The sequence below is a fragment of the Variovorax sp. HJSM1_2 genome, assembly GCF_049316285.1.
Classification (GTDB): Bacteria; Pseudomonadota; Gammaproteobacteria; order Burkholderiales; family Burkholderiaceae_C; genus Rhodoferax_B.
In genome coordinates this window covers 1-21,294 of the sequence record NZ_JBMOXA010000028.1, presented here as the reverse complement: position 1 = coordinate 21,294, position 21,294 = coordinate 1, and the positions used below count along the sequence as shown (strand labels likewise).

At 63.0% G+C, this 21,294-nt stretch carries 14 protein-coding genes; 11 read left to right on the top strand and 3 right to left on the bottom strand.

Annotated features, from left to right (window positions below):
* Positions 1-156: 156 nt before the first annotated feature.
* On the bottom strand, positions 157-3,708 hold the full coding sequence (locus ACFQ95_RS21750) for a DUF2126 domain-containing protein (protein WP_422834401.1): 3,552 nt from the start codon (positions 3,706-3,708) through the stop codon (positions 157-159).
* 410 nt (positions 3,709-4,118) lie between these two features.
* Between ACFQ95_RS21750 and ACFQ95_RS21745 the strand changes: the two genes are divergently transcribed.
* The 10 genes from ACFQ95_RS21745 to ACFQ95_RS21700 all read left to right on the top strand — a co-directional run bounded on the left by ACFQ95_RS21745 (position 4,119) and on the right by ACFQ95_RS21700 (position 17,731).
* Complete coding sequence (locus ACFQ95_RS21745) at positions 4,119-6,692, top strand: DNA internalization-related competence protein ComEC/Rec2 (RefSeq protein ID WP_422834399.1); 2,574 nt, start codon at positions 4,119-4,121, stop codon at positions 6,690-6,692.
* A 246-nt stretch (positions 6,693-6,938) separates the two neighbouring features.
* Entirely contained in the window at positions 6,939-8,465 is a 1,527-nt protein-coding gene (locus ACFQ95_RS21740) for a circularly permuted type 2 ATP-grasp protein (RefSeq protein ID WP_422834398.1), read from the top strand.
* A gap of 31 nt (positions 8,466-8,496) precedes the next feature.
* A complete protein-coding gene (locus ACFQ95_RS21735; RefSeq protein WP_422834396.1) occupies positions 8,497-8,619 on the top strand; it encodes an alpha-E domain-containing protein in 123 nt (40 codons plus the stop codon).
* 18 nt (positions 8,620-8,637) lie between these two features.
* Complete coding sequence (locus tag ACFQ95_RS21730; RefSeq protein ID WP_422834394.1) at positions 8,638-9,597, top strand: alpha-E domain-containing protein; 960 nt, start codon at positions 8,638-8,640, stop codon at positions 9,595-9,597.
* Positions 9,598-9,894: 297 nt separating this feature from the next.
* The gene (locus ACFQ95_RS21725; RefSeq protein WP_422834392.1) at positions 9,895-13,152 is read left to right on the top strand and encodes an EAL domain-containing protein; all 3,258 of its coding nucleotides are present in this window, start codon (positions 9,895-9,897) and stop codon (positions 13,150-13,152) included.
* A 16-nt stretch (positions 13,153-13,168) separates the two neighbouring features.
* Positions 13,169-14,062: a LysR family transcriptional regulator gene (locus ACFQ95_RS21720; RefSeq protein WP_422834390.1), complete on the top strand. Its 894-nt coding sequence runs from the start codon at positions 13,169-13,171 to the stop codon at positions 14,060-14,062.
* Positions 14,063-14,154: 92 nt separating this feature from the next.
* Positions 14,155-15,135, top strand: a complete 981-nt coding sequence (locus ACFQ95_RS21715; RefSeq protein WP_422834388.1) for a Bug family tripartite tricarboxylate transporter substrate binding protein — start codon at positions 14,155-14,157, stop codon at positions 15,133-15,135.
* Positions 15,132-16,103 (top strand): succinylglutamate desuccinylase, encoded by a 972-nt coding sequence (locus tag ACFQ95_RS21710; RefSeq protein ID WP_422834386.1) that lies wholly within the window; start codon positions 15,132-15,134, stop codon positions 16,101-16,103. Before ACFQ95_RS21715 ends, ACFQ95_RS21710 begins: the two co-directional genes overlap by 4 nt.
* 44 nt (positions 16,104-16,147) lie before the next feature.
* The gene (locus tag ACFQ95_RS21705) at positions 16,148-16,369 is read left to right on the top strand and encodes an ATP-binding protein (RefSeq protein WP_422834384.1); all 222 of its coding nucleotides are present in this window, start codon (positions 16,148-16,150) and stop codon (positions 16,367-16,369) included.
* Between the two features lie 57 nt (positions 16,370-16,426).
* Positions 16,427-17,731, top strand: a complete 1,305-nt coding sequence (locus ACFQ95_RS21700) for a lytic murein transglycosylase (RefSeq protein ID WP_422834382.1) — start codon at positions 16,427-16,429, stop codon at positions 17,729-17,731.
* Between the two features lie 24 nt (positions 17,732-17,755).
* Here the strand turns inward: ACFQ95_RS21700 and ACFQ95_RS21695 are convergent, their stop codons facing one another.
* Together ACFQ95_RS21695 and ACFQ95_RS21690 are read right to left on the bottom strand one after the other, a co-directional pair.
* On the bottom strand, positions 17,756-18,151 hold the full coding sequence (locus tag ACFQ95_RS21695; protein WP_422834381.1) for a TfoX/Sxy family protein: 396 nt from the start codon (positions 18,149-18,151) through the stop codon (positions 17,756-17,758).
* A gap of 18 nt (positions 18,152-18,169) precedes the next feature.
* A complete protein-coding gene (locus ACFQ95_RS21690; protein ID WP_422834379.1) occupies positions 18,170-18,778 on the bottom strand; it encodes a TIGR00645 family protein in 609 nt (202 codons plus the stop codon).
* A 270-nt stretch (positions 18,779-19,048) separates the two neighbouring features.
* Between ACFQ95_RS21690 and acs the strand changes: the two genes are divergently transcribed.
* Positions 19,049-21,055 carry an acetate--CoA ligase gene (gene acs, locus ACFQ95_RS21685; RefSeq protein ID WP_422834377.1) on the top strand — a complete coding sequence of 669 codons (2,007 nt, stop codon included), beginning with the start codon at positions 19,049-19,051 and terminating at the stop codon, positions 21,053-21,055.
* Positions 21,056-21,294 lie beyond the last annotated feature (239 nt).

Sequence of the window (21,294 nt, the reverse complement as noted above, 5' to 3'; positions counted from 1 at the left end):
CACTTCCGGCTGCCAATCAGAGGGGCCGTGACCGGAAATGCCGCATTGAAATAAAAAAGCCCTTGTGCCGCGATCAGCAAAGGGCTTGGAGAGTGCACTATTTTCGCTCACTTTCACCGGCCAAGCCGGCGAAGGTGTGGATGAGTGTGCACCGTTTTAGCGTCGCAGATCCAGCGTGAACGGAAACTCCTTGCTGGCCGGCACGTTGATGGTGGCCGGTGGCACCACCATGGTGCCTGGTGTGTGGCCCATGCGTGCGAAGCGCGACAGGCGACGGCTCTCCGCCGTGTAGGCGTTGACGGGGAAGTTGTCGTAGCTCAGACCGCCGGGGTGTGTGACGAAATACTGGCAGCCACCGATGGAATGTTTCATCCAGGTGTCGACGATGTCGAACGTCAACGGCGCGTGGATGCCAATGGTGGGGTGCAGCGCCGAGGGCGGGTTCCAGGCGCGGTAACGTACACCCGCGACAAACTCACCGGCCACGCCGGTGGACTGCATGGGCAGCGCCTGGCCGTTGCAGGTGACCACATAGCGGCTCTGGTTCATGCCGGTGACCTTGACCTCGATGCGCTCCAGTGAGGAATCGACATAACGCGCCGTGCCGGTGGATGAACTTTCTTCGCCCAGCACATGCCAGGGTTCGAGCGCGTTGCGCAGGCTGATTTCCATGCCGTGGGTTTGCACGCTGCCCACCAGCGGGAAGCGGAACTCCAGGTGTGGCGCAAACCAACTGCGGTCGAACGCAAAACCGGCGGCCACCATTTCGGCCATGACGTCGTGGAAGTCCATCTGGATGAACGTCGGCATCATGAAGCGGTCGTGCAGCTCCGTGCCCCAGCGTGTGGCCGGCGCCTTGTAGGGCGTCTTCCAGAAGCGGGCCACCAGGGCGCGCAGCAGCAACTGCTGGGCGATGCTCATGCGCTCGTGTGGCGGCATTTCAAAGGCGCGCAATTCCAGCAGGCCCAGGCGGCCGGTGCTGCTGTCGGGCGAGTACATCTTGTCGATGGAAAACTCGCTGCGGTGGGTGTTGCCGGTGGCGTCGATCAGGATGTTGCGCAGCGTGCGGTCGACAATCCACGGCGGCATTTCCTGGCCGTATTTCTCGCGGTTTTTGGCCACTTGTTCGATGGCGATTTCCAGCTCGTAGAGCTGGTCGTTGCGGGCTTCGTCGACCCGTGGCGACTGGCTGGTGGGGCCGACAAACATGCCGCTGAACAAGTAGCTCAGAGACGGGTGGTTGTGCCAGTACAGCAGCATGCTGGTCAACAGCTCGGGCCGGCGCAGGAACGGGCTGTCGCTGGGTGTGGAGCCGCCCATCACAAAGTGGTTGCCGCCGCCGGTGCCAATGTGGCGACCGTCGGTCATGAACTTCTCGGCCGACAGGCGGCATTCAAACGCGGCGTTGTACAGGAACTCGGTGTTGGCCACCAGATCGCCCCAGTTGTCCACGGGGTGCACGTTGACCTCGATGACGCCGGGGTCCGGGGTCACGGCCAGCAGTTTCAGGCGCGGATCGCGCGGCGGCGGGTAGCCCTCCAGCACCAGTTTTACGCCCAATTGCTCTGCGGTGTTTTCAACCGCCGCCAACAGCTCCAGGTAGTCTTCGAGCAGCTCGAGGGGCGGCATGAAGACGTAGATCACACCCGATTTGCTGCCCACGGCTTCGGCCTTCGGGCCGCTGGCACGGCGCGGATCGCGCACTTCCACGCAAAGTGCAGTGCGTGTCACCCAGTGGGCTGATTCGTGCAGAGCGGGCACACGCGCAAAGGTGTCGGGCTCGGTCTGGCCGGGCTGGGTCGCATTGGCCAAAGCTGGCCTGCTGCCGAAAGCCCCGGCAGCCTGGTCCTGGCGCAGGCGGGCGGCCTCGGGCGTGGCGCTGACACCCGCCTGGTAGGGCATGTTGGCGCGGCTGTTGGCTCCGGCCGCGCCTGCGGCGGCTGGCGCCGAGACCGGCGCCGTGGCGGGGCGGCGTGCCGCCGAGTAGCGGGCGTACATGCTGCTCGACTCGGGCAATCCGGCGCGGGGCAGGGAGGGATCCTGCTCCACCAGGTAGGGGTACTGCGCTTCGCTGACCCAGGGCAGCGAGTCCAGCGGCAGGCGCAGGCCCATGGGCGAGTCGCCGGGCATCAGATACATGCGTTCGTCGCGGAAGAACCATGGGCCTGTGGTCCACACCGGGCCGGCCAGGCGCGGGCCATCGGCCGGTCTGACCGGCAGCACGTAGCCGACCACGGCCTCCAGGCCTTGCTCGAACACACGGCGCAGGCGTGCGCGTTCCATCTCGTCGCCGAGTTTGGAGTTGAACGGATCAACGTTGACCGGCAGGCGGCGTTCGCGCCACAGGTAGTACCACACGTCTTCGTGGCCGGCGACGATGTAGTCGCTGGTGATGCCCAGGTTATGGGCCAACTGCGTGGTGAAGCGGCGCGCGTCTTCGCTGGTGTAGTGCGAGGGCTGGCGCTCGTCGGCAAACAAGTCGGGGTTGCGCCAGGCCGGTTGGCCGTCGGCACGCCAGAAGATGTTGAGCGCCCAGCGCGGCAATTGTTCGCCCGGATACCACTTGCCTTGGCCAAAATGCAGAAAGCCGCCCTGGCCGTATTTGGCGCGCAGCTTTTGCACCAGACCGGTGGCCAGGCCGCGTTTCGTCGGGCCCAGGGCGTCGGTGTTCCACTCGGCGGCGTCGCGGTTTTCTACCGCCACGAAGGTGGGTTCACCACCCATGGTCAGGCGCACGTCGCCAGCGGCCAGTTCCTTGTCAACCGTGTGGCCCAGGGCGACGATATCGGCCCATTGTTCGTCGGTATAGGGTTTGGTGACACGCGGCGATTCATACAGCCGTGTAACCAACATGTGGTGGCTGAAATCCACCTCGGCTTTGTCGACACCACCTTCGATGGGCGCGGCGCTAGAGGGCTGTGGTGTGCAGGCCAGCGGGATGTGGCCTTCGCCGGCGAACAGGCCCGAGGTCGCGTCCAGGCCGACCCAGCCCGCGCCGGGCAGGAACACCTCGCACCAGGCGTGCAGGTCGGTGAAATCAACCGTGGTGCCGCTGGGGCCGTCGAGTGCTTTCACGTCGGGTGTGAGTTGGATCAGATAGCCGGAGACAAAACGCGCGGCCATGCCGCAATGGCGCAGCAGTTGTACCAGCAGCCAGCCCGAGTCGCGGCACGAGCCACTGGCGTTTTCCAGCGTTTCTTCGGGCGTCTGCACGCCCGGTTCCATGCGAATCAGGTACTTGACGTCTTTTTGCACCTGCTGGTTCAGGTACACCAGAAAGTCGTTGGTGGGGCGTTTGGAGAGGTCTAGCTTGTCGAGGTAGGCCCGCACCAGCGGTGTCATGGGTTCGGTGGCGAGGTAGGGCGAGAGTTCTTCCTTCAGGTCTTGGCTGTACTTGATGGGGAAGTTCTGCGCGTCCGGCTCGAGGAAATAGTCGAACGGGTTGTAGACCGACATCTCCACCACCAGGTCGACCGTGACCTTGAATTCTGTGGTTTTCTCGGGGAACACCAGGCGCGCCTGGTAGTTGGCAAAAGGATCTTGCTGCCAGTTGACGAAGTGGTTGGCGGGCTCAACCTTGAGCGAATACGAGATCACATTGCTGCGGCAATGTGGTGCCGGGCGCAGCCGGATCACCTGCGGCCCCAGGTTGACCGGGCGGTCGTACTTGTAGTGGGTGACGTGGTTCAGTGCGGCATGAATGGACATTGATGGTTCTCGGAATGCATTGAGAGAGCGCTGCCCGCCAGCCCGGGCTTGCACCGCATACTAGCAAGAGCTGAGCCAAACGGGGCGAGTGTTGCCAGTTGAGTTTGGCATGGCTTGATGCTCCGTGTGTGGCAGATGTGCTGCGCGTGAACGGGTTTGACGGTGGATATGCAATGGCCAAAGGCCAAAGCTGTTATGCGGCGCCATGCAGTTGTCTCGTGTGCTGCAATCACTAGATCTGGTGATGGAATCAAGCGGGCCGCTGACGCTTGCACTGCCTGCGGTGATTGCTATCGTTTTTAGATATCCGGCGGTTATCGCGCTGTCCAGGGCCGCGCTGTCGTCGGCACACCACAGCGCAGTCTAAGCAAAACCCACCCGCGCGCTGTTGGCCCCGGTAGCATGGCGCGATGCATCGCGAGCCTTCGCCGTTGTTCCACCGCGCCGCCGTCTACTGGGCCCCATGGCTGCTGGGCTGGGCCTTGGGTACGGCGTGGCAGTTGCAGCAAGCAGCGCTGTGGTCATTGAGCGCTTATGGGGCTGTGGCCGTGGCTGGGTGTGTGTTGATGGCCCTGGCTTGGGCCGGCGCGCGACAACTGCGCATATTCGGTGCTGCGCTGCTGTATGGCTTGAGTGCCGCTGCCTTGGCGTTTGCCTTGTGTGGCGCACGCAGCCAATGGTTTGCGCAGGGCGCTTTGGACCCGGCGCTCGAAGGTGTGGACATAGACGTGACCGGCATGGTGGTCGCCATGCCGCAGCGTAATGCGATGGGGCAAAGGTTTCTGCTGGAGGTGGCTTACGCGACGCGTAAGGGTGAAGCGCTTCGTTTGCCGCCGTTGCTGCAACTGAGCTGGTACCGCGCCGCTGCGTGGGGCGCCGAGCCCCTGGCCGAGAACCTGCCTGGCATAGGCGCACCCGACGTGCGTGCAGGCCAGCGTTGGCGCATGACGGTGCGCCTCAAGGCACCGCATGGCAACCGCAACCCTTTTGGTTTTGACTACGAGCTGCGCCTGTGGGAGCAGGGTGTGCAAGCCACGGGCTACGTGCGTGATGGCCCGCGTGACGCCGCACCGCAGCGCCTGGAAAACACTTGGCGCCACCCGGTGGAGTCGGCGCGTCAAAGTGTGCGCGACGCCATTTTCCGCACGCTGGGCCAGGCGGATGAGGCCGGTGATGCGGCCGCCAGCCAATCGCCGCAGGCCAAGCGTAATGCGGGCGTGGTGGCTGCCCTGGTGGTGGGCGACCAGAGCGCGATCGATCGCGCGGACTGGGATGTGTTCCGCGCCACGGGCGTAGGGCATTTGATTTCAATTTCTGGCTTGCACATCACCATGTTCGCCTGGCTTGCGGCCGCCGTGCTGGCTTGGGGCTGGCGCCGCGGGGGGCTCGGGCGTTGGCAGGCCAGCCTGCTGTGGCCCACGCCTTCGGTGGCCATGCTGGGCGGTGTGTTGTTGGCGACGGGCTATGCGCTGTTCAGTGGCTGGGGCGTGCCCGCGCAGCGTACGGTGCTGATGCTGGGCGTCATGGCATGGCTGCGTTGCAGCGGTCTGCGCTGGCCGTGGCTGCTGGTCTGGGCCTGGGCGGGTGGCGTGGTGTTGCTGGTTGATCCCTGGGCCTTGCTGCAGGCCGGCTTTTGGCTGAGCTTTGTCGCGGTGGGTGTGTTGTTTGCTTCAAATTCAGGAGCGTCTGCTGCAGGTTTGGAAAGCGCTGGAGGCTCATTTGGTGCCAAGGTTCTGGGCGGCGCATATGGCCGCGCCAGGGCGCTGGTGCGCGAGCAGGCCGTGGTCACACTGGCGCTGGCGCCGCTGGGTTTGGTGCTGTTTCAGCAGGTGTCGGTGGTCGGTTTGCTGGCGAATTTGTTGGCCATCCCGTGGATGAGCTTGGTGGTCACGCCGCTGGCCATGTTGGGTGTGCTGGCCTCGCCTCTATGGCATGTGGCTGCTGCAGCGGTGCAGTTGCAGGCGTCGGTGCTGGGTTGGCTGGCGACCTGGCCGTGGGCCGTGCTGACTTTGCCAGCAGCGCCATTGTGGGCCGGGCTGGCCGCAAGCCTGGGCGCATTGTTATTGGTGTTGCGTCTGCCCTGGGGCTGGTGTGGGCTGGGGCTGCCGTTGTTGTTGCCGATGTTGCTGTGGCAGCCCGCGCGCCCTGCGCCCGGTGCCTTTGAGCTGTTGGCCGCCGACATTGGCCAGGGCAATGCCGTGCTGGTGCGCACGGCCAGGCACAGCCTGTTGTTCGACACCGGCCCGCGTTTTGGCACAGAAAGTGATGCTGGCCACCTGGTATTGGTGCCGCTGTTGCGGGCCTTGGACGAACGGCTGGACCTGGTGGTGGTGAGCCACAGTGACAGCGACCACAGCGGCGGAGCACAAGCCGTGCTGCAAAGCCAGCCCGCTGCCCGGCTGCTCAGTTCCGTGGAGCCTGAGCACCTGTTGGCGCAAACCCGCCCGGTGGAGCGTTGTATGGCGGGACAGCAGTGGCAGTGGGATGGCATTCGTTTCGACGTCCTGCATCCGCAGCCACCGGACTACGCGCCGCAGGCCGCGGCGCGGCCCAAGCCGAATGCACTGAGCTGTGTGCTGCGGGTGTCCAACGGACGGCAAACCGCCTTGTTGGTCGGTGATATCGAGCAGGCGCAGGAGGCGCGACTGGTGGCGCAGGTGCCGGCGCAGCTGCGCGCCGACCTGCTGCTGGTGCCGCACCATGGCAGCAACACTTCTTCCACCAGCGCCTTTCTGGAGGCGGTGAGTCCCAGCCTGGCAGTGGTGCAGGCCGGGTATCGCAACCGCTTTGGCCATCCCGCGCCGCGGGTGCAAGAGCGTTATCAAGCGCTGGGTATCCGCTTGGTGAGCTCGGCGCAGTGTGGTGCCTTGCGTTGGCACTCGGCCGCACCACGCGCCTTTTCCTGTGAGCGTGAAACCCATGCGCACTACTGGCAGCATGCCTTGGTGGTCGCCAATGAAACCGACCTCAAGGCCCCGGACTGAACAGCGCATCCACCCACTTTTTGGGTGTGAAATGTGGATGCAGTCGAGTAGACTGTTTTTGGGATGTATGCAATTTGGTGGGGTAAATCCGTGGCTTTTGCTGGCGCGCAGCGTGGGCCATCAGGCTTGCACCACGGCCACCCACCAGCCTCGGCATCTCGTTTCCGGAATGTTGTGTCGTCACCAGAATTTGCACCGTCTTGGCGCGTAACTTGCTATTCTGTAACTTCAAGGAGAGAACAATTCATGGCGAAATTTGACGAGATGTACACCCGCTTGCCTTACGAGTTTTTCTCTGACGGTGCACAGGTCCGTGACCACTACAAGACCTACGATGCCTGGTTGGCGAAGCAGCCCGGAGACATGATGGCCAAGCGCCGCGAAGAATCTGAAATGATTTTTCGGCGGGTCGGTATCACCTTTGCCGTGTATGGCGCCAAGGACGAAGATGGCGCAGGCACAGAGCGGCTGATTCCGTTTGACTTGATTCCGCGCATCATTCCAGCCAAGGAGTGGGCTGACATGGAGCGTGGCCTGGTGCAACGCGTGACCGCGCTGAACCGTTTTATCTACGACGTCTACCACGACCAGGACATCATCAAGGCCGGACTCATCCCGGCCGAGCAGGTGATGCACAACGCCCAGTTCCGCCCCGAAATGGTGGGCGTGGATCTGCCGAACAACATCTACTCGCATATTTCCGGCATCGACATCGTGCGTGCGCCCGATGCCCAGGGCAACGGCGAATATTACGTGCTTGAAGACAACCTGCGTGTGCCCAGCGGCGTGAGCTACATGCTGGAAAACCGCAAGATGATGATGCGTTTGTTCCCCGACCTGTTCAACCGCCACCGTGTGGCGCCGGTCGCGCATTACCCGGATCTGCTGCTGGAGACGCTGCGCGCATCGGCCCCGGCGACCACCGCCGACCCTACGGTTGTGGTGCTGACCCCCGGCATGTACAACAGCGCCTACTTTGAACACGCTTTCCTGGCCCAGCAAATGGGCGTGGAGCTGGTCGAGGGGCAGGACTTGTTTGTCAAAGACAACTTCTGCTACATGCGCACCACACGCGGCCCCAAGCAGGTGGACGTGATCTACCGCCGCGTGGACGACGACTTTCTGGATCCGCAAGTGTTCCGCCCCACGTCCACGCTGGGCTGCGCCGGCTTGATGGCCGCCTACAAGGCCGGCAACGTGAACATCTGCAATGGTGTGGGCACGGGTGTGGCCGATGACAAGTCGATCTACCCCTACGTCACCAAGATGATCGAGTTCTACCTGGGCGAGAAACCCATCCTGAAGAACGTGCCCACCTATATGTGCCGCAACAAGGACGATTTGCAATATACGCTGGACAACCTCAAGGACCTGGTGGTGAAAGAAGTGCACGGTGCCGGTGGATACGGCATGCTGGTGGGGCCGGCCTCCACCAAGGCCGAGATCGAAGAATTCCGTGCGGCCCTGCTGGCCAACCCCAGCGGCTACATCGCCCAGCCCACGCTCAGCCTGTCCAGTTGCCCGACGTTTGTCGAAAGCGGTATCGCGCCACGCCACATCGACCTGCGGCCGTTTGTGTTGTCGGGCAAGGAGGTGCAAATGGTGCCCGGCGGTCTGACCCGTGTGGCGCTCAAAGAAGGTTCGCTGGTGGTGAATTCATCGCAGGGCGGCGGCACCAAGGACACCTGGATCCTGCAGGGGGACAGCAATGGCGCCGCCAGTGGTGCCACGGCTTCGCAGACGCAGACCCAGTCGTCTGTCAAGCCAGCCTGAGCCGATCACGTAGAAGAAGAGGAATAACAAGATGCTTTCACGTACCGCCGATCATTTGTTCTGGATGTCCCGTTACACCGAACGCGCCGAAAACAGCGCCATAGGCGATGTTTCACCAAAATACAGCCCAGCGCGCAGCGCGTGCGGTGTTTGAGGCCTAGGAGATAACGACATGCTTTCACGTACCGCCGACCATTTGTTCTGGATGTCCCGTTACACCGAGCGCGCCGAAAACACCGCGCGAATGTTGGACATCAACTACCAAAGCTCGCTGCTGGCGCAAACCGATGCGGCGGCGCAAAGCGGCCTGCAGGGTTTGTTGTCCATCAGCGAATTGCTGCACCCCTATAGCGCAAAGTACGGCGAGATCAATGCTCAATCGGTGATGGAGTTCATGGTCAAGGACGAGACCAACCCGTCGAGCATTTTTTCCTGCCTGCGGGCCGCGCGTGAAAACGCGCGTGCCGTGCGCGGCAGCCTCACCACCGAGGTCTGGGAAACACAAAACCAGACCTGGATAGAACTCAACCGCATGCTCAAGGCTGGCGCGTTTGAAGAGGATCCAGCGCAGTTTTTCGATTGGGTGAAGTTCCGCTCGCATCTTTCGCGCGGTGTGCAACTGGGCACCATGCTGCAGGACGAGGCTTTCTACTTTTCACGCATAGGCACCTTCCTGGAACGTGCAGACAACACCGCCCGTTTGGTGGACGTGAAGTTTCACGCGGTGGAGCGCGACTTCTATGGTGCGTCTACCGGCCGCGACCAGGAGTACGACTTCTACCACTGGAGTGCGATCCTGCGCACGGTGTCGGGCTTCGAGGTCTACCGCAAGGTCTACCGCGACGTGATCAAACCCGAACGTGTGGCCGAATTGCTGATCCTGCGCTCGGACATGCCGCGCTCGCTCAGCGCCTGCCTGAACGAAGTGGTGAGCAACCTCACCGTGGTGTCCAGCAACCCCAAGAGCGAGACCCTGCGCCGCGCCGGACGCTTGCGGGCGGACCTGGAATTTGCGCGCATCGACGAGATCCTGGCCACGGGCCTGCACGCCTTCCTCACGCAGTTCTTGGACCGCGTGAATGAACTCGGCGCGCACGTCAGCCGCGAATTCCTGGGTGCACCCGCAGCGTGACGCGTTGAGCTGCCATCGGGGTGTGTGGGGTGCTGCAGGTCCATGCCAGCGCTGTTTGCGCTGGCGAGGGCTGTCGCGGCGACACCGCCCGGTGACATGGCAAGCCCGAAGGCCGGTGGCTTCTGGAACAAACGGTATCGGCTCGGCACCGTCCCAGGCACAAACCCCGGCCGCAAATTTGCGCTTCGCTTTTCCTGCCAAACCAAGATTGGGGCGGCTGCCCATGGATTTCAAATACCGTTTTATGGCTTTCGAATTTGCCAGACTTGGCGTTAACCGCCAAGGCATGGCCTGGCAATGAATTTTTTTACCCGCTGGTTAGGCCGCCTCAGTGTTGGTCGCAAGCTCACGCTGATCTATTTGCTCGATCTGACGGCCGTCATCTATGTGTCGGGCATTCTGATCCACGAGAAGTTCAACGCCATCGATTTCACGCGCAAGGAAATTGATGGTGCGCAGTACAGCGCGGCCGTGCGCGACGTGCTGATGCAGCCTTTTCTGCAGAACGGCGTGGCATCCGAGTTTGCACACGAGGCACTGCAACGGCTGCAGCATGCGCGTGACACTTACGACGAAGCCTTCCAAACCAAAGACGCCAGCCAGGCCTTTTCCGACAGTTGGCAGCGGCTGGTCGCCACACCAGCGGGCGCCAGCGATGCGCTCTCGGCCAGTGTGGTCGCGAAAAATCCTGCAGCCACGCGGCAAATGCTGCGCCAGGCACGCGAACTGCTCACCACCGTGGGTAACCAATCCAACCTCATCCTCGACCCGGATCTCGACAGCTACTACGCCATGTCGCTGGTGGTGTTGCGTTTTCCGGAACTGTTGGAGGTGCTCAACGACACTATGCGCATCGTGCCGGTGACACCCTCGGCCACAAAAATCCCGGCCGGTGGTCTGGCGGACCGGCGCACCGAGTTGCTGATCCTGGCCGGCCGTCTGGATGCCGTGGCCCTGGGCATACGCTCTGACTACACACAAGCCTTTGCCGCGGGTGGTGCGCAACAGCGTGAGGCGCTGACGCCGGGCCGCGAAGCCCTGGAAAAGCGCCTGGGCGAATTTCTGGCTGCGGTGCAGGCCCTGGCCGATGGGCAGGTGGACCCTAGGGGGCTGCAGCAACTGACGGCGCATTACGCCAACTCCCTGGAGGCCTTGACCAACGCCTGGGCCGGCACGGCGATTGACCTCGAACGCCTGTTGCACGACCGTGTGGATCTGCTGTTCACACGCATGTGGTTGCACCTGGGCACGGCGCTGCTGCTGCTGAGCTGTATCCTGAGCCTAGTGTACGCGGTGGCGCGGCAGATCTCGCGGCCTCTGAAAAAGCTGGCCGAAGTGGCCGATACCGTGCGCCAGACGGGCGACTATGCGCGGCGTGCGGTCTGGCACAGCCGCGACGAAATCGGCCAACTCGTCAAAGCCTTCAACGGCATGTTGGCGCAGTTGGGCCATCAGCGGCTGGAGCAGCAGGAAGCCGCCGCGCGTGAACGTGCAGCCGAGGCGCAGCAGGCCTTGCTAGAGGCCATTCCGATTCCGCTGCTGGTCACCTCGGTGCCCGATCACGAAGTGTTGCACGCCAATACACCGGCCTTGCCCTGGCTCGGTGCGCGCACCGACGACCCCTGGCGCACCGGCCTGGAACCAGGCGTGCGCACACGCTTCTTCCAGCGCCTGGCGGACCGTGAGGCCGTGGACGAGTTCGAGGTGCGCTGGAACCACGAAAGCGAGTCTTCGTGGGCGGTGTTGTCGGCACGCCGCCTGCAGTTCAAGGGGCGTGATGCGGTGGTCACCACCTTCACCCCGATCAACGTGCTGAAGGTGATGGAACGCCGCCTGGAGTTGTGGGCCAAGGTGTTTGAGGCATCGTCCGAAAGCATCATCATCATGGACGCGGAGCAGAAGATACTCAGCGTCAACAAAGCCTTTTGCCGCAGCACCTCGTATGACTTCTATGAGGTGATAGGTGAGCACCTGAGCCTGTTGATGGAGGGTGAGCAGGCCCATGCCGTGGCCAGTCGGCTGGGCCGTTTTTCGCCGGAACGCGACGCCTGGCAGGGTGAGGTCAATTTTGTCAAGCGATCGGGTGAGACCTATCCGGCGTGGCTGATGATCTCGGCCGTGCGCGAGGGCTCGCGCGCGGGCGAGGTGTCGCAGTACATCGGTATTTCAGTCGACATCACCGACCGCAAACGCACCGAAGCGCGGGTGCAGTTCCTGGCCGACCACGACGTGTTGACCGAGTTGCCCAACCGCGCCCTGTGTGAGGCGCGCCTGCAGGAGGCGCTGGCCGTGGCTGGCAAGACGGGTGAACGTCTGGCGGTGTTGTTCATCGACCTGGACCGCTTTAAAACCATCAACGACACGCTTGGGCACCACATCGGTGATGGTGTGTTGCGCTCGGTGGCGCAGCGCCTGAGCAAAGCCGTGCGCGCCGAGGACACGGTCAGCCGCCTGGGCGGGGATGAATATGTGGTCATCTTGCGCGGTGTGAGTTCGCGTGCCGAGGTTGAGCAACTGGCGGAGCGGCGGGTGATTCCGCTGATACGCCAAACCCATCATGTAGAAGGCCATGAACTGCATGTCTCGTGCAGCGTGGGTGTTGCCCTGTATCCCGAAGACGGCGACCAGAGCGACTTGTTGATGCGCCGTGCCGACGCTGCCATGTATGTCGCGAAAAATGCCGGCCGCGATATGGCGCGTTTTTACGAGCCCGAGATTGACGCCCAGGCCTTGCAGCGTGTGGCCATGGAGCAGCGGCTGCACCAGGCACTGGCGCTGAACGAGCTGAGCCTGGAGTTCCAACCCAAGATCAACGCAGCGACCCTGCAGGTGGTGGGTGTGGAGGCCTTGCTGCGCTGGCACAACGCCGAACTGGGCAGCGTCTCGCCCGCACGCTTTATCCCGCTGGCAGAGGAAACCGGTCTCATCCGGCCGATCGGGACCTGGGTGTTGCGTGAAGCCTGCCGACAGTTGGCGCATTGGCATGCCGACGGGCTGAGCTTTCTGAGCATGTCGGTGAACCTGTCTGCCGTGCAACTGGGCGACGCCCAACTCGCGCCGCAACTGCAGAGCCTGCTGCGCGAACAGGGCTTGGCGGCATCGGCGCTGGAACTGGAAATCACCGAGTCGGTGCTGATGGACAACTCGACCATGGCCGCCGAGCAGCTCTCGGCCCTGAAGGCGCTGGGTGTGAAACTCTCGATCGATGATTTCGGCACAGGCTACTCCAGCCTGGCCTATCTCAAACGTTTTGCCATCGACAAACTCAAGGTTGACCAATCGTTTGTGCGCGACATGCTCAACGATCCCACCGACCTCGCCATCGTGCGCGCCATCATCGCCCTGGGCCACACCCTGGGTCTGACGGTGGTGGCCGAAGGTGTGGAGGGCGTGGCCGTGGCCGAACTGTTGAGCTCCCTGGCGTGCGACGAATTGCAGGGCTATCATTTTGCGCGCCCCATGAAAGCGGCCGTCTTCGAAGCCTGGCTGCGCAGCTACCAGCGCGGGCTGACGCTGCCTGGTCAGGCCGAGCGGCGGCGTGGTTTTGGCTCTTGAACGGCGGGAGCATGTGATGCAACTCAAATGGTTTGAAGACCTGATCGCCCTGGCCGATACACGCAGCTTCACGCGTGCCGCAGAGTTGCGCCACGTCACACATCCGGCCTTTGGCCGGCGCATCAAGGGGCTGGAGCAATGGGCTGGTGTGGCTTTGGTCACCAGAGCTGGCGGGCCGGTGACGCTGACACCGGCGGGCGAAACCCTGCTGCAGCAGGCGCGCCAAACCGTGCAGTCGCTGCACTTGGCGCGCAGCGAATTGCAGCCCACGGCCTTGCCCGGCCAGGCGGAATTCACGCTGACCACCGGCCGCACCCTGGCGCGCACCATCGCCGCCGACTGGTTGTGGAAGGTCAGGGCGCATACCGCCAACGCCTTGGTGCATGTGCGCACCGGCTCCATGGCCGAGGCGCTGCAGCGCCTGGAGCGCGGCGAGACCGACTTCACGCTGACCTACCACCATCCGGTGATCGCGCTGCGTTTAAAGCCGTCGCAGTACCTGCAGCACACCGTGGCGCACGATCGCCTGGTCCCGATGTCGCGCGCCAACGCCGATGGCAAAACCTTGTTCACCTTTGACGGCGGCAAGCCGGTGCCGTATTTGGCCTACGCCAGCAGCCTGGCCTTGGGCCAGCTGGTGGCCGATCACCTGGCCAACCATGCGCAAGCGCCACGCTTGAAGCCGGTGGTGGAAAGCGACTCGGCCGATGCCCTGCTGGAGTATGTGTTGAAGGGCTTGGGTGTGGCCTGGCTGCCATGGTCGCTGGCGGTAGGCGCCTGCAAGGACAGGAAGATTGCCGCGCTGCCGGGCAAGGCGCTGGAGATCGCCTTTGAAGTGCGCATGGTGCGCGCCAAGCGGCGCCTTTCACCGCTGGCGGAAACACTTTGGGATGCCGTGATCCCGGTTTAGCTCTTGCTCCAAATAGCACGGACTGGTGCTGATTCGGCACAAGGGGCAGGGCGGGCCGAGGCAAAAATTGGCAAACTTCAAGGGATGCCCCCATGCGATGCAAACTCAAGATCTCCGCGCCGGCGCTGTCGGCCCTTCTGGCTCTGGGCCTGGCTGCGGCCGCGCATGCCCAGGGCGAGAGCTACCCCGAAAAACCTGTCACCCTGGTGGTGGCCTACCCGCCGGGCGGCAGCACCGATTTGACCGGGCGTGCGGTTGCCGATCAGTTGTCCAAGAAGCTGGGTGTGCCGGTGGTGGTGGAAAACGTCGGCGGTGCCGGAGGGGCGATAGGCGCGCAGAAAGTGTCGCGTGCGGCGCCCGATGGCTACACCCTGCTGCTCGGCGCGAACAACGAAATCGCCATCAACCGGCTGGTCTCTGCCAGCGTCAAATACAGCTACAAGGATTTCACGCCCCTCGGCCTGGTGGCCTCGCAACCGCTGGTGCTGGTGGCCTCGGTCAACAGTGGCGTGAAGACCGTGGACCAGTTTCTCAAAGCGGTGAAAGCCAAGCCCGGCCACTACAGCTATGGCAGCTCGGGTGTAGGCACGTCGCTGCATCTGACGGGTGAAATGCTCAAGCAGCAGGCAGGTCTGTTTCTCACCCACATCCCTTACCGTGGCGTGGCGCCCCTGACCACCGACCTGTACAGCGGCAATATCGATTACGGCGTTTTTGTGTTGTCCAGCGGCTTGCCGCACATCCGCAGCGGCAAGGTGGTGGCCTTGGGCATCAGCGAGAAAAAGCGTTCGGCCGCCGCGCCGGACATCGCCCCGCTGGCCGACAACCCGCAGCTGAAAGACCTGGACATCAGTGTCTGGTTTGCGCTGATGGCTCCACCCAAACTGCCCGACGCCGTGGCCGCCAAGTTGCGCAAGGCGCTGAATGAGGCCATGCAGGAACCAGAGTTCCGCAAGAAGCTCGAAGACACGGGTTCTACCCTGGCGTCCGCCAAAGTCGACATGGCCAAGTTCCTGGTCGATGAAACCGCCAAATACCAAAAAATCGTCGACTTCGCAAAGATCAAAGAATGAGTGATTCCGTTTTTTCGCTGAACAAACCAGAGCTTGCTGCCTGGCGTGCGGGCAACACCGGCACCGAGGGTGTGTGGCACTTTGACTCGGGTGTGGCAGGCCCGCGCGTGCTGGTGAGCGCCCTGGTGCATGGCAACGAACTGTGTGGTGCCTGGGCGCTGAAAGAACTGCTGGAGGCTGGTGTTACTCCCGCATGTGGCACGCTCACCTTGGCGTTTTGCAACCTCGAGGCGTTTGACCGCTTCGACCCCGCCAAACATGACGCCTCGCGTTTTGTCGACGAAGACATGAACCGCCAGTGGATGCCAGAGCGCATCGCCGAGGCCAACACACGTGAACGCCGCCGCGTGGCCGCGTTGCAGCCGTTTGTGCAAGCAGCAGACTGGTTGCTCGATCTGCACTCCATGCACGAACCGAGTCTGCCGTTGTCGCTTTCTGGCCTGCAGCCACGCAATCTGGCACTGGCGCGGCAACTGCGCGCACCTGAATACGTGGTGGTGGACGCGGGTCACAAAGACGGTGTGCGCATGCGTGACTTCGGCCGCTTCGGCTTGCCCGATGAGCAGGCGCCGCAAACCCGTTCGCTGCTGATCGAATGCGGCTTCCATGGCGACCCACAAAGCCTGGTGGTGGCACGCGACCAGTGTGTGCGTTTTCTGCTGCAAGCAGGCCTGCTGTCGGCTGCATCCTCGGCGCAACTTCTGCCCGGTTGGCTGCAGCCGGATGCGCCGCAGCAATGGGCGCTTTACGTCACCGGCCCGGTGGTTGCCAAGAGCGAGCGCTTCACCTTCAATCAGCCGTTCCAGGGGCTGGAGGTGATCGCCAGCGCCGGCACCGTGATTGGTGACAACGACGGTGAACCCGTGACCACACCTTATGACAACTGTGTGCTGGTCATGCCTTCGACGCGGCAGGCGCGCGCAGGCGTGACCGTGGTGCGTTTCGCGCGCCGCGAAAAGCTGGGCTGAAGCCGGGTTGATGTCGATGGGGCGTGGCCTATGATGCTGGTGATATGGCCACCCCACGCCCCGTGCCCAAACCCGTGATCGACACCAACCGCTGCACCGGCTGCGGCTGGTGTGTGCCCACCTGCCATCTGCACCTGCTTTCGCTGGAGCGCCAGGGTTGGGAAAAGTTCTCGGTGCTGAGTGATGTGGATGCCTGTACCGGCTGCAAAAAGTGCGCGGTGCGCTGCCCGTTTGGCGCCATCAGCATGGTCACGGCCGCACACTGAAGCACCGCAAGCTCCCCCATGGCGCAGGGGGATGCCGCTAGCGGCGAGAATCAAGCCATGCATCCATTGAACTCACACTTCACACCCGCCGCCTGGCTGGTGTCTGCGGCTCTGGTGGCCACACTCGCGGGTTGCGCGTCGGCGCCACCCAAGACCGCTGCGGCCCCGGCGCCCGCCGCTTCGGCCCCTGGCAGCGCTGCACCCAACACTGCCGTGGCGCCCGAAGCCGTGGCACAGCAGAAAGACTTCGCGCGTTGGGTGGAGGACTTCCGCGCCAGCGCCCGCGCCGCCGGCATTCAGGAGTCGACCTTGAAAGCCGCCTTGGATGGTGTGCGTGAACTGCCGCGTGTGGTCGAGCTGGACCGCGCCCAGCCCGAATTCACCCGCAGCGTCTGGGACTACCTGGACACCGCCGTCTCGCCGCAGCGTGTGCAGCGCGGGCAGGACAAGTTGCTGCAGGTACGCGCAGAGGCCGATGCCGCCGCCGCGCGTTATGGTGTGCCCGCGACCATTCTGGTGGCCATCTGGGGCATGGAGAGCAACTACGGCAGCAATTACGGCAACATCCCGACCATAGACGCCCTGGCCACGCTGGGCTTCGAGGGGCGGCGCGAAGAATGGGCGCGCGGCCAGTTGCTGGCGGCCTTGAAGATTTTGCAGAACGGTGACATCGACCGCGCGCACATGATAGGTTCCTGGGCTGGTGCCATGGGGCAGACGCAGTTTCTGCCGTCCAACTTCCTCGCCTACGCCGTGGACGCCGATGGCGACGGCCGGCGCGACATCTGGGGCAGCATGGCCGATGTATTGGCCTCTACCGCCAACTTCCTGGCACGCTCGGGTTGGCAGGCTGATCAGCCCTGGGGGGTGGAGGTGCAACTGCCCTCGGGCTTCGACCTGGCCCGTGCCGATGCCTCGGTGCGGCAAACGGCTGCGCAGTGGGAAGCCGAGGGGCTGCGCAGCATGGACGGTGCGCCGCTGCCAGCCACATTGACGAATGCCGAAGTGTTGCTGCCAGCCGGGGCGCGTGGCCCAGCCTTTTTGATCGGCCCTAGCTTTCGCTCCATCTTGCGCTACAACAACTCCAATAGTTATGCCCTGGGCGTGAGCCTGCTGGCGCAGCGCCTGGGCAACGGCCCGGGCGTGGTCGCTTCCTGGCCGCGTGATCTGCAGGCCTTGACGCGTAGCCAGCTGATCACGCTGCAAACCAGCCTGAATACGCGTGGTTTCCCCACGGGCAAACCCGACGGCATGATGGGCCCGGCCACGCGCGAAGGCATTCGCGGCTACCAGCGCAGCCTGGGTTTGCCGGCCGATGGTTATCCCAGTGTGGAGTTGCTGCAGCGCTTGCAGGCACCCTAGGCGGCCATTGCAGGAGCGGCGGGCTTAAGCTGCGCTTGGTTTTTTGCGCGCCGTTGCGGGTTTGGCGCTTGGCTTAGGCTTTGGTTTGGCGCGTGGGGGCGTACCCGAACGCAGGGTCGCCTCCCAGGCCAGGCGCGCCCATGAGGCGGCTTCTTCGCGATCTTCAAATACTTCTGGCGGCGCCTCAAAGTAGGACGTCGCCATGAGCTTGCCGCCGCGCAAATAGGCAAACGGCGGCAGCTGCTTGGCCTCAAACCTGGCCACGGTCTGTGCATCGGTCTTGAGATAAAGCCTATCAGCTGCAATCAAACCAAACATGCGCCCCTCATGGAACACGCCGTGGCCGCCGAACATACGCTTGAGCGTGATGCGGCCAAAGCGTTCAAAGGCTTCGTGCAGGTGTTCGGCGAAGTCGCTCATGGCTTTGTGGCTGCAGGTTTAGTGCTCGGCCTTTTGGTTGTGCGACAGCAGCTTGTCGGTATAGGCAATCGCCATCGCGCTGAGCAGGAAGGTGACGTGGATGATGGTCTGCCACATCAACACTTTTTCGTCGTAGTTCGCCGCGTTGATGAAGGTCTTGAGCAGGTGGATGGACGAGATGCCGATGATGGCCGTGGCCAGCTTCACCTTCAGCACCGAGGCGTTGACGTGGCTCAGCCATTCGGGCTGGTCGGGATGCGACTCGAGGTTCATGCGGCTCACAAAGGTCTCGTAGCCACCGACAATCACCATGATCAGCAGATTGGAGATCATCACCACGTCGATCAGCGCCAGCACCACCAGCATGATGATCACTTCGTTCAGGCTGGTGAGGTTGGTTGTGTCCTTGTAGCCTACGCTGCTCACCAAGGCCTGCAGTGCGGTCTGGCTGCCAAAAGCGGCCTCCAGCAAATGCACCAGCTCCACCCAGAAGTGGTAGACATAGACCGCCTGTGCCGCGATCAGGCCGAGATAAAGCGGCAGTTGCAGCCAGCGGCTGGCAAAAATGAAACCAGACAACTGTCGTTGGGCTAGATTTTGCGAAGAGGGAATAGGAGGTTTAGGCATGGATGTGGGGGAATAGGGGAAGCAGCGGAATTGTAGGGGGCGGCATCTGCAGGCTGCGGCATAAGCTGCGATTGACAGGCCCTTACATTGGTGCAAAACGCTGAATTTCAACTGACGGCTGTGTGCGAGTACCTGGGTAAAACACCCTGGATCGGCAACCGGCACAAAATCAGTCAACAGTCAGTGCCTTGTAAGAGGCAGCATCGACATTTCGAGGCGCTATCCTATGCATAAGCCTTTGCAGAACAGCCTTTTCAGGAGACAAACACCATGGCAACCCCCGCAGCATCTTCGTCGTCGATCGAGTCCGTCTTGGTTGAGAACCGTGTTTTTCCCCCATCGGACGCCGTGGTGGCCGGTGCGCGGATTTCCGGCATGGCCGCCTACGACGCATTGTGTGCTGAAGCCGAGCGTGATTTCGAAGGCTTCTGGGCCCGCCTGGCGCGCGAAAACGTGCTCTGGAACAAGCCCTTCAGCCAGACGCTGGATGAATCCAACGCACCGTTCTACCAATGGTTTGCCGATGGCGAATTGAATGCCTCGGCCAACTGCCTGGACAAACACATGGGCACGCCGGTGGAGAACAAAACCGCCGTGATCTTCGAGGCCGACGACGGCACGGTGACCAAGACCAGCTACAAGGAACTGCTCGCGCGTGTCAGCCAGTTTGCCAATGCGCTTAAGGCCGATGGCATTCAAAAGGGCGACCGCGTGTTGATCTACATGCCGATGACGCTAGAAGGTGTGATCGCCATGCAGGCCTGCGCGCGTATTGGCGCCACGCACAGCGTGGTGTTCGGTGGTTTCTCGGCCAAGGCCTTGAACGAACGCATCATCGACGCGGGTGCCGTGGCCGTCATCACCGCCAATTTCCAGATGCGCGGCGGCAAGGAGCTGCCGCTGAAGGCCATCGTCGACGAAGGCATCGCCATGGGCGGCTGTGAGTCCATCAAGACGGTATTCGTCTACGAGCGCACCGCCAGCGCCTGCAATATGGTGGCCAGGCGCGACAAGACTTTTGCGCAAGCGCTGGCAGGCCAAAGCACGAGCTGCGCGCCAGTGGCCGTGGGCGCCGAGCACCCGCTGTTCATCCTCTACACCTCGGGCTCCACCGGCAAACCCAAGGGTGTGCAGCACAGCACCGGCGGCTATTTGCTGTGGGCCAAGCTCACCATGGACTGGACGTTTGACCTGCGCCCGGACGACGTGTTCTGGTGCACGGCCGACATCGGCTGGATCACCGGCCACACCTACGTCGCCTACGGCCCGCTGGCGGCTGGCGCCACACAAATCATCTTTGAAGGTGTGCCGACCTACCCCAACGCCGGCCGCTTCTGGCAGATGATAGAAAAACACAAGTGCACCATTTTCTACACCGCACCCACGGCCATTCGTTCGTTGATCAAGGCCGCCGAGGGTGATGCCGCCGTGCACCCCGACCGCTCGAATCTGGCGAGCCTGCGCATCCTGGGTTCGGTGGGTGAACCCATCAACCCCGAAGCCTGGATGTGGTACCACAAGAACGTGGGCCGCGAGCGTTGCCCCATCGTCGATACCTTCTGGCAAACCGAGACCGGCGGCCACATGATTACGCCGCTGCCCGGCGCCACGCCGCTGGTGCCCGGTAGCTGCACGCTGCCGCTGCCCGGCATCATGGCCGCCATCGTGGATGAAACCGGCAACGACCTGCCCAATGGCGCGGGCGGCATGCTGGTGGTCAAGCGCCCCTGGCCGTCGATGATACGCACCATCTGGAACGACCCGGCGCGTTTCAAGAAGGCTTACTTCCCCGAAGAAATGGGCGGCACCATCTACCTTGCCGGTGATGGCGCGGTGCGCAGCGCCGACCGGGGCTACTTCCGCATCACCGGCCGCATCGACGACGTGCTCAACGTCAGCGGCCACCGCATGGGCACGATGGAGATCGAGTCGGCCCTGGTGTCGAAAACCGACCTCGTGGCCGAAGCCGCCGTCGTGGGCCGCCCCGACGATTTGACCGGCGAAGCCATCTGCGCCTTCGTCGTGCTGAAGCGTTCGCGCCCCACCGGCGAAGAAGCCAAACAAATCGCCAACGAGTTGCGCAACTGGGTGGCGAAAGAAATCGGCCCGATCGCCAAGCCCAAGGACATTCGCTTCGGCGACAACCTGCCCAAGACCCGCAGCGGCAAGATCATGCGCCGCTTGCTGCGCAGCCTGGCCAAGGGCGAAGCGATCACGCAGGACACTTCTACGTTGGAAAACCCAGCGATCCTGGATCAACTAGCTGAAAAGCTTTGATCCAGGAACCCGTCACGCCGCAAGGCGTGGCGGGCGGCGCACGGCGCCGTCGCTGGGTTTGACGACACTCATTTCGCGCAGCGAAGTGACGTGGCGGCAAAATCCTCATTCCTCTGGATCAATTAGCTGAAAAGCTTTGATCCAGGAACCCGTCACGCCGCAAGGCGTGGCGGGCGGCGCACTGCGCCGTCGCTGGGTTTGACGACACTCATTTCGCGCAGCGAAGTGACGTGGCGGCA

Coding starts and splice junctions, on each gene's coding strand:
- ACFQ95_RS21700 (WP_422834382.1), top strand. CDS start 16,427: ATGCATCCATTGAACTCACACTTCACACCCGCCGCCTGGCTGGTGTCT.
- ACFQ95_RS21710 (WP_422834386.1), top strand. CDS start 15,132: ATGAGTGATTCCGTTTTTTCGCTGAACAAACCAGAGCTTGCTGCCTGG.
- ACFQ95_RS21705 (WP_422834384.1), top strand. CDS start 16,148: ATGGCCACCCCACGCCCCGTGCCCAAACCCGTGATCGACACCAACCGC.
- acs (WP_422834377.1), top strand. CDS start 19,049: ATGGCAACCCCCGCAGCATCTTCGTCGTCGATCGAGTCCGTCTTGGTT.
- ACFQ95_RS21745 (WP_422834399.1), top strand. CDS start 4,119: ATGCATCGCGAGCCTTCGCCGTTGTTCCACCGCGCCGCCGTCTACTGG.
- ACFQ95_RS21735 (WP_422834396.1), top strand. CDS start 8,497: ATGCTTTCACGTACCGCCGATCATTTGTTCTGGATGTCCCGTTACACC.
- ACFQ95_RS21725 (WP_422834392.1), top strand. CDS start 9,895: ATGAATTTTTTTACCCGCTGGTTAGGCCGCCTCAGTGTTGGTCGCAAG.
- ACFQ95_RS21730 (WP_422834394.1), top strand. CDS start 8,638: ATGCTTTCACGTACCGCCGACCATTTGTTCTGGATGTCCCGTTACACC.
- ACFQ95_RS21750 (WP_422834401.1), bottom strand. CDS start 3,708: ATGTCCATTCATGCCGCACTGAACCACGTCACCCACTACAAGTACGAC.
- ACFQ95_RS21690 (WP_422834379.1), bottom strand. CDS start 18,778: ATGCCTAAACCTCCTATTCCCTCTTCGCAAAATCTAGCCCAACGACAG.
- ACFQ95_RS21740 (WP_422834398.1), top strand. CDS start 6,939: ATGGCGAAATTTGACGAGATGTACACCCGCTTGCCTTACGAGTTTTTC.
- ACFQ95_RS21695 (WP_422834381.1), bottom strand. CDS start 18,151: ATGAGCGACTTCGCCGAACACCTGCACGAAGCCTTTGAACGCTTTGGC.
- ACFQ95_RS21720 (WP_422834390.1), top strand. CDS start 13,169: ATGCAACTCAAATGGTTTGAAGACCTGATCGCCCTGGCCGATACACGC.
- ACFQ95_RS21715 (WP_422834388.1), top strand. CDS start 14,155: ATGCGATGCAAACTCAAGATCTCCGCGCCGGCGCTGTCGGCCCTTCTG.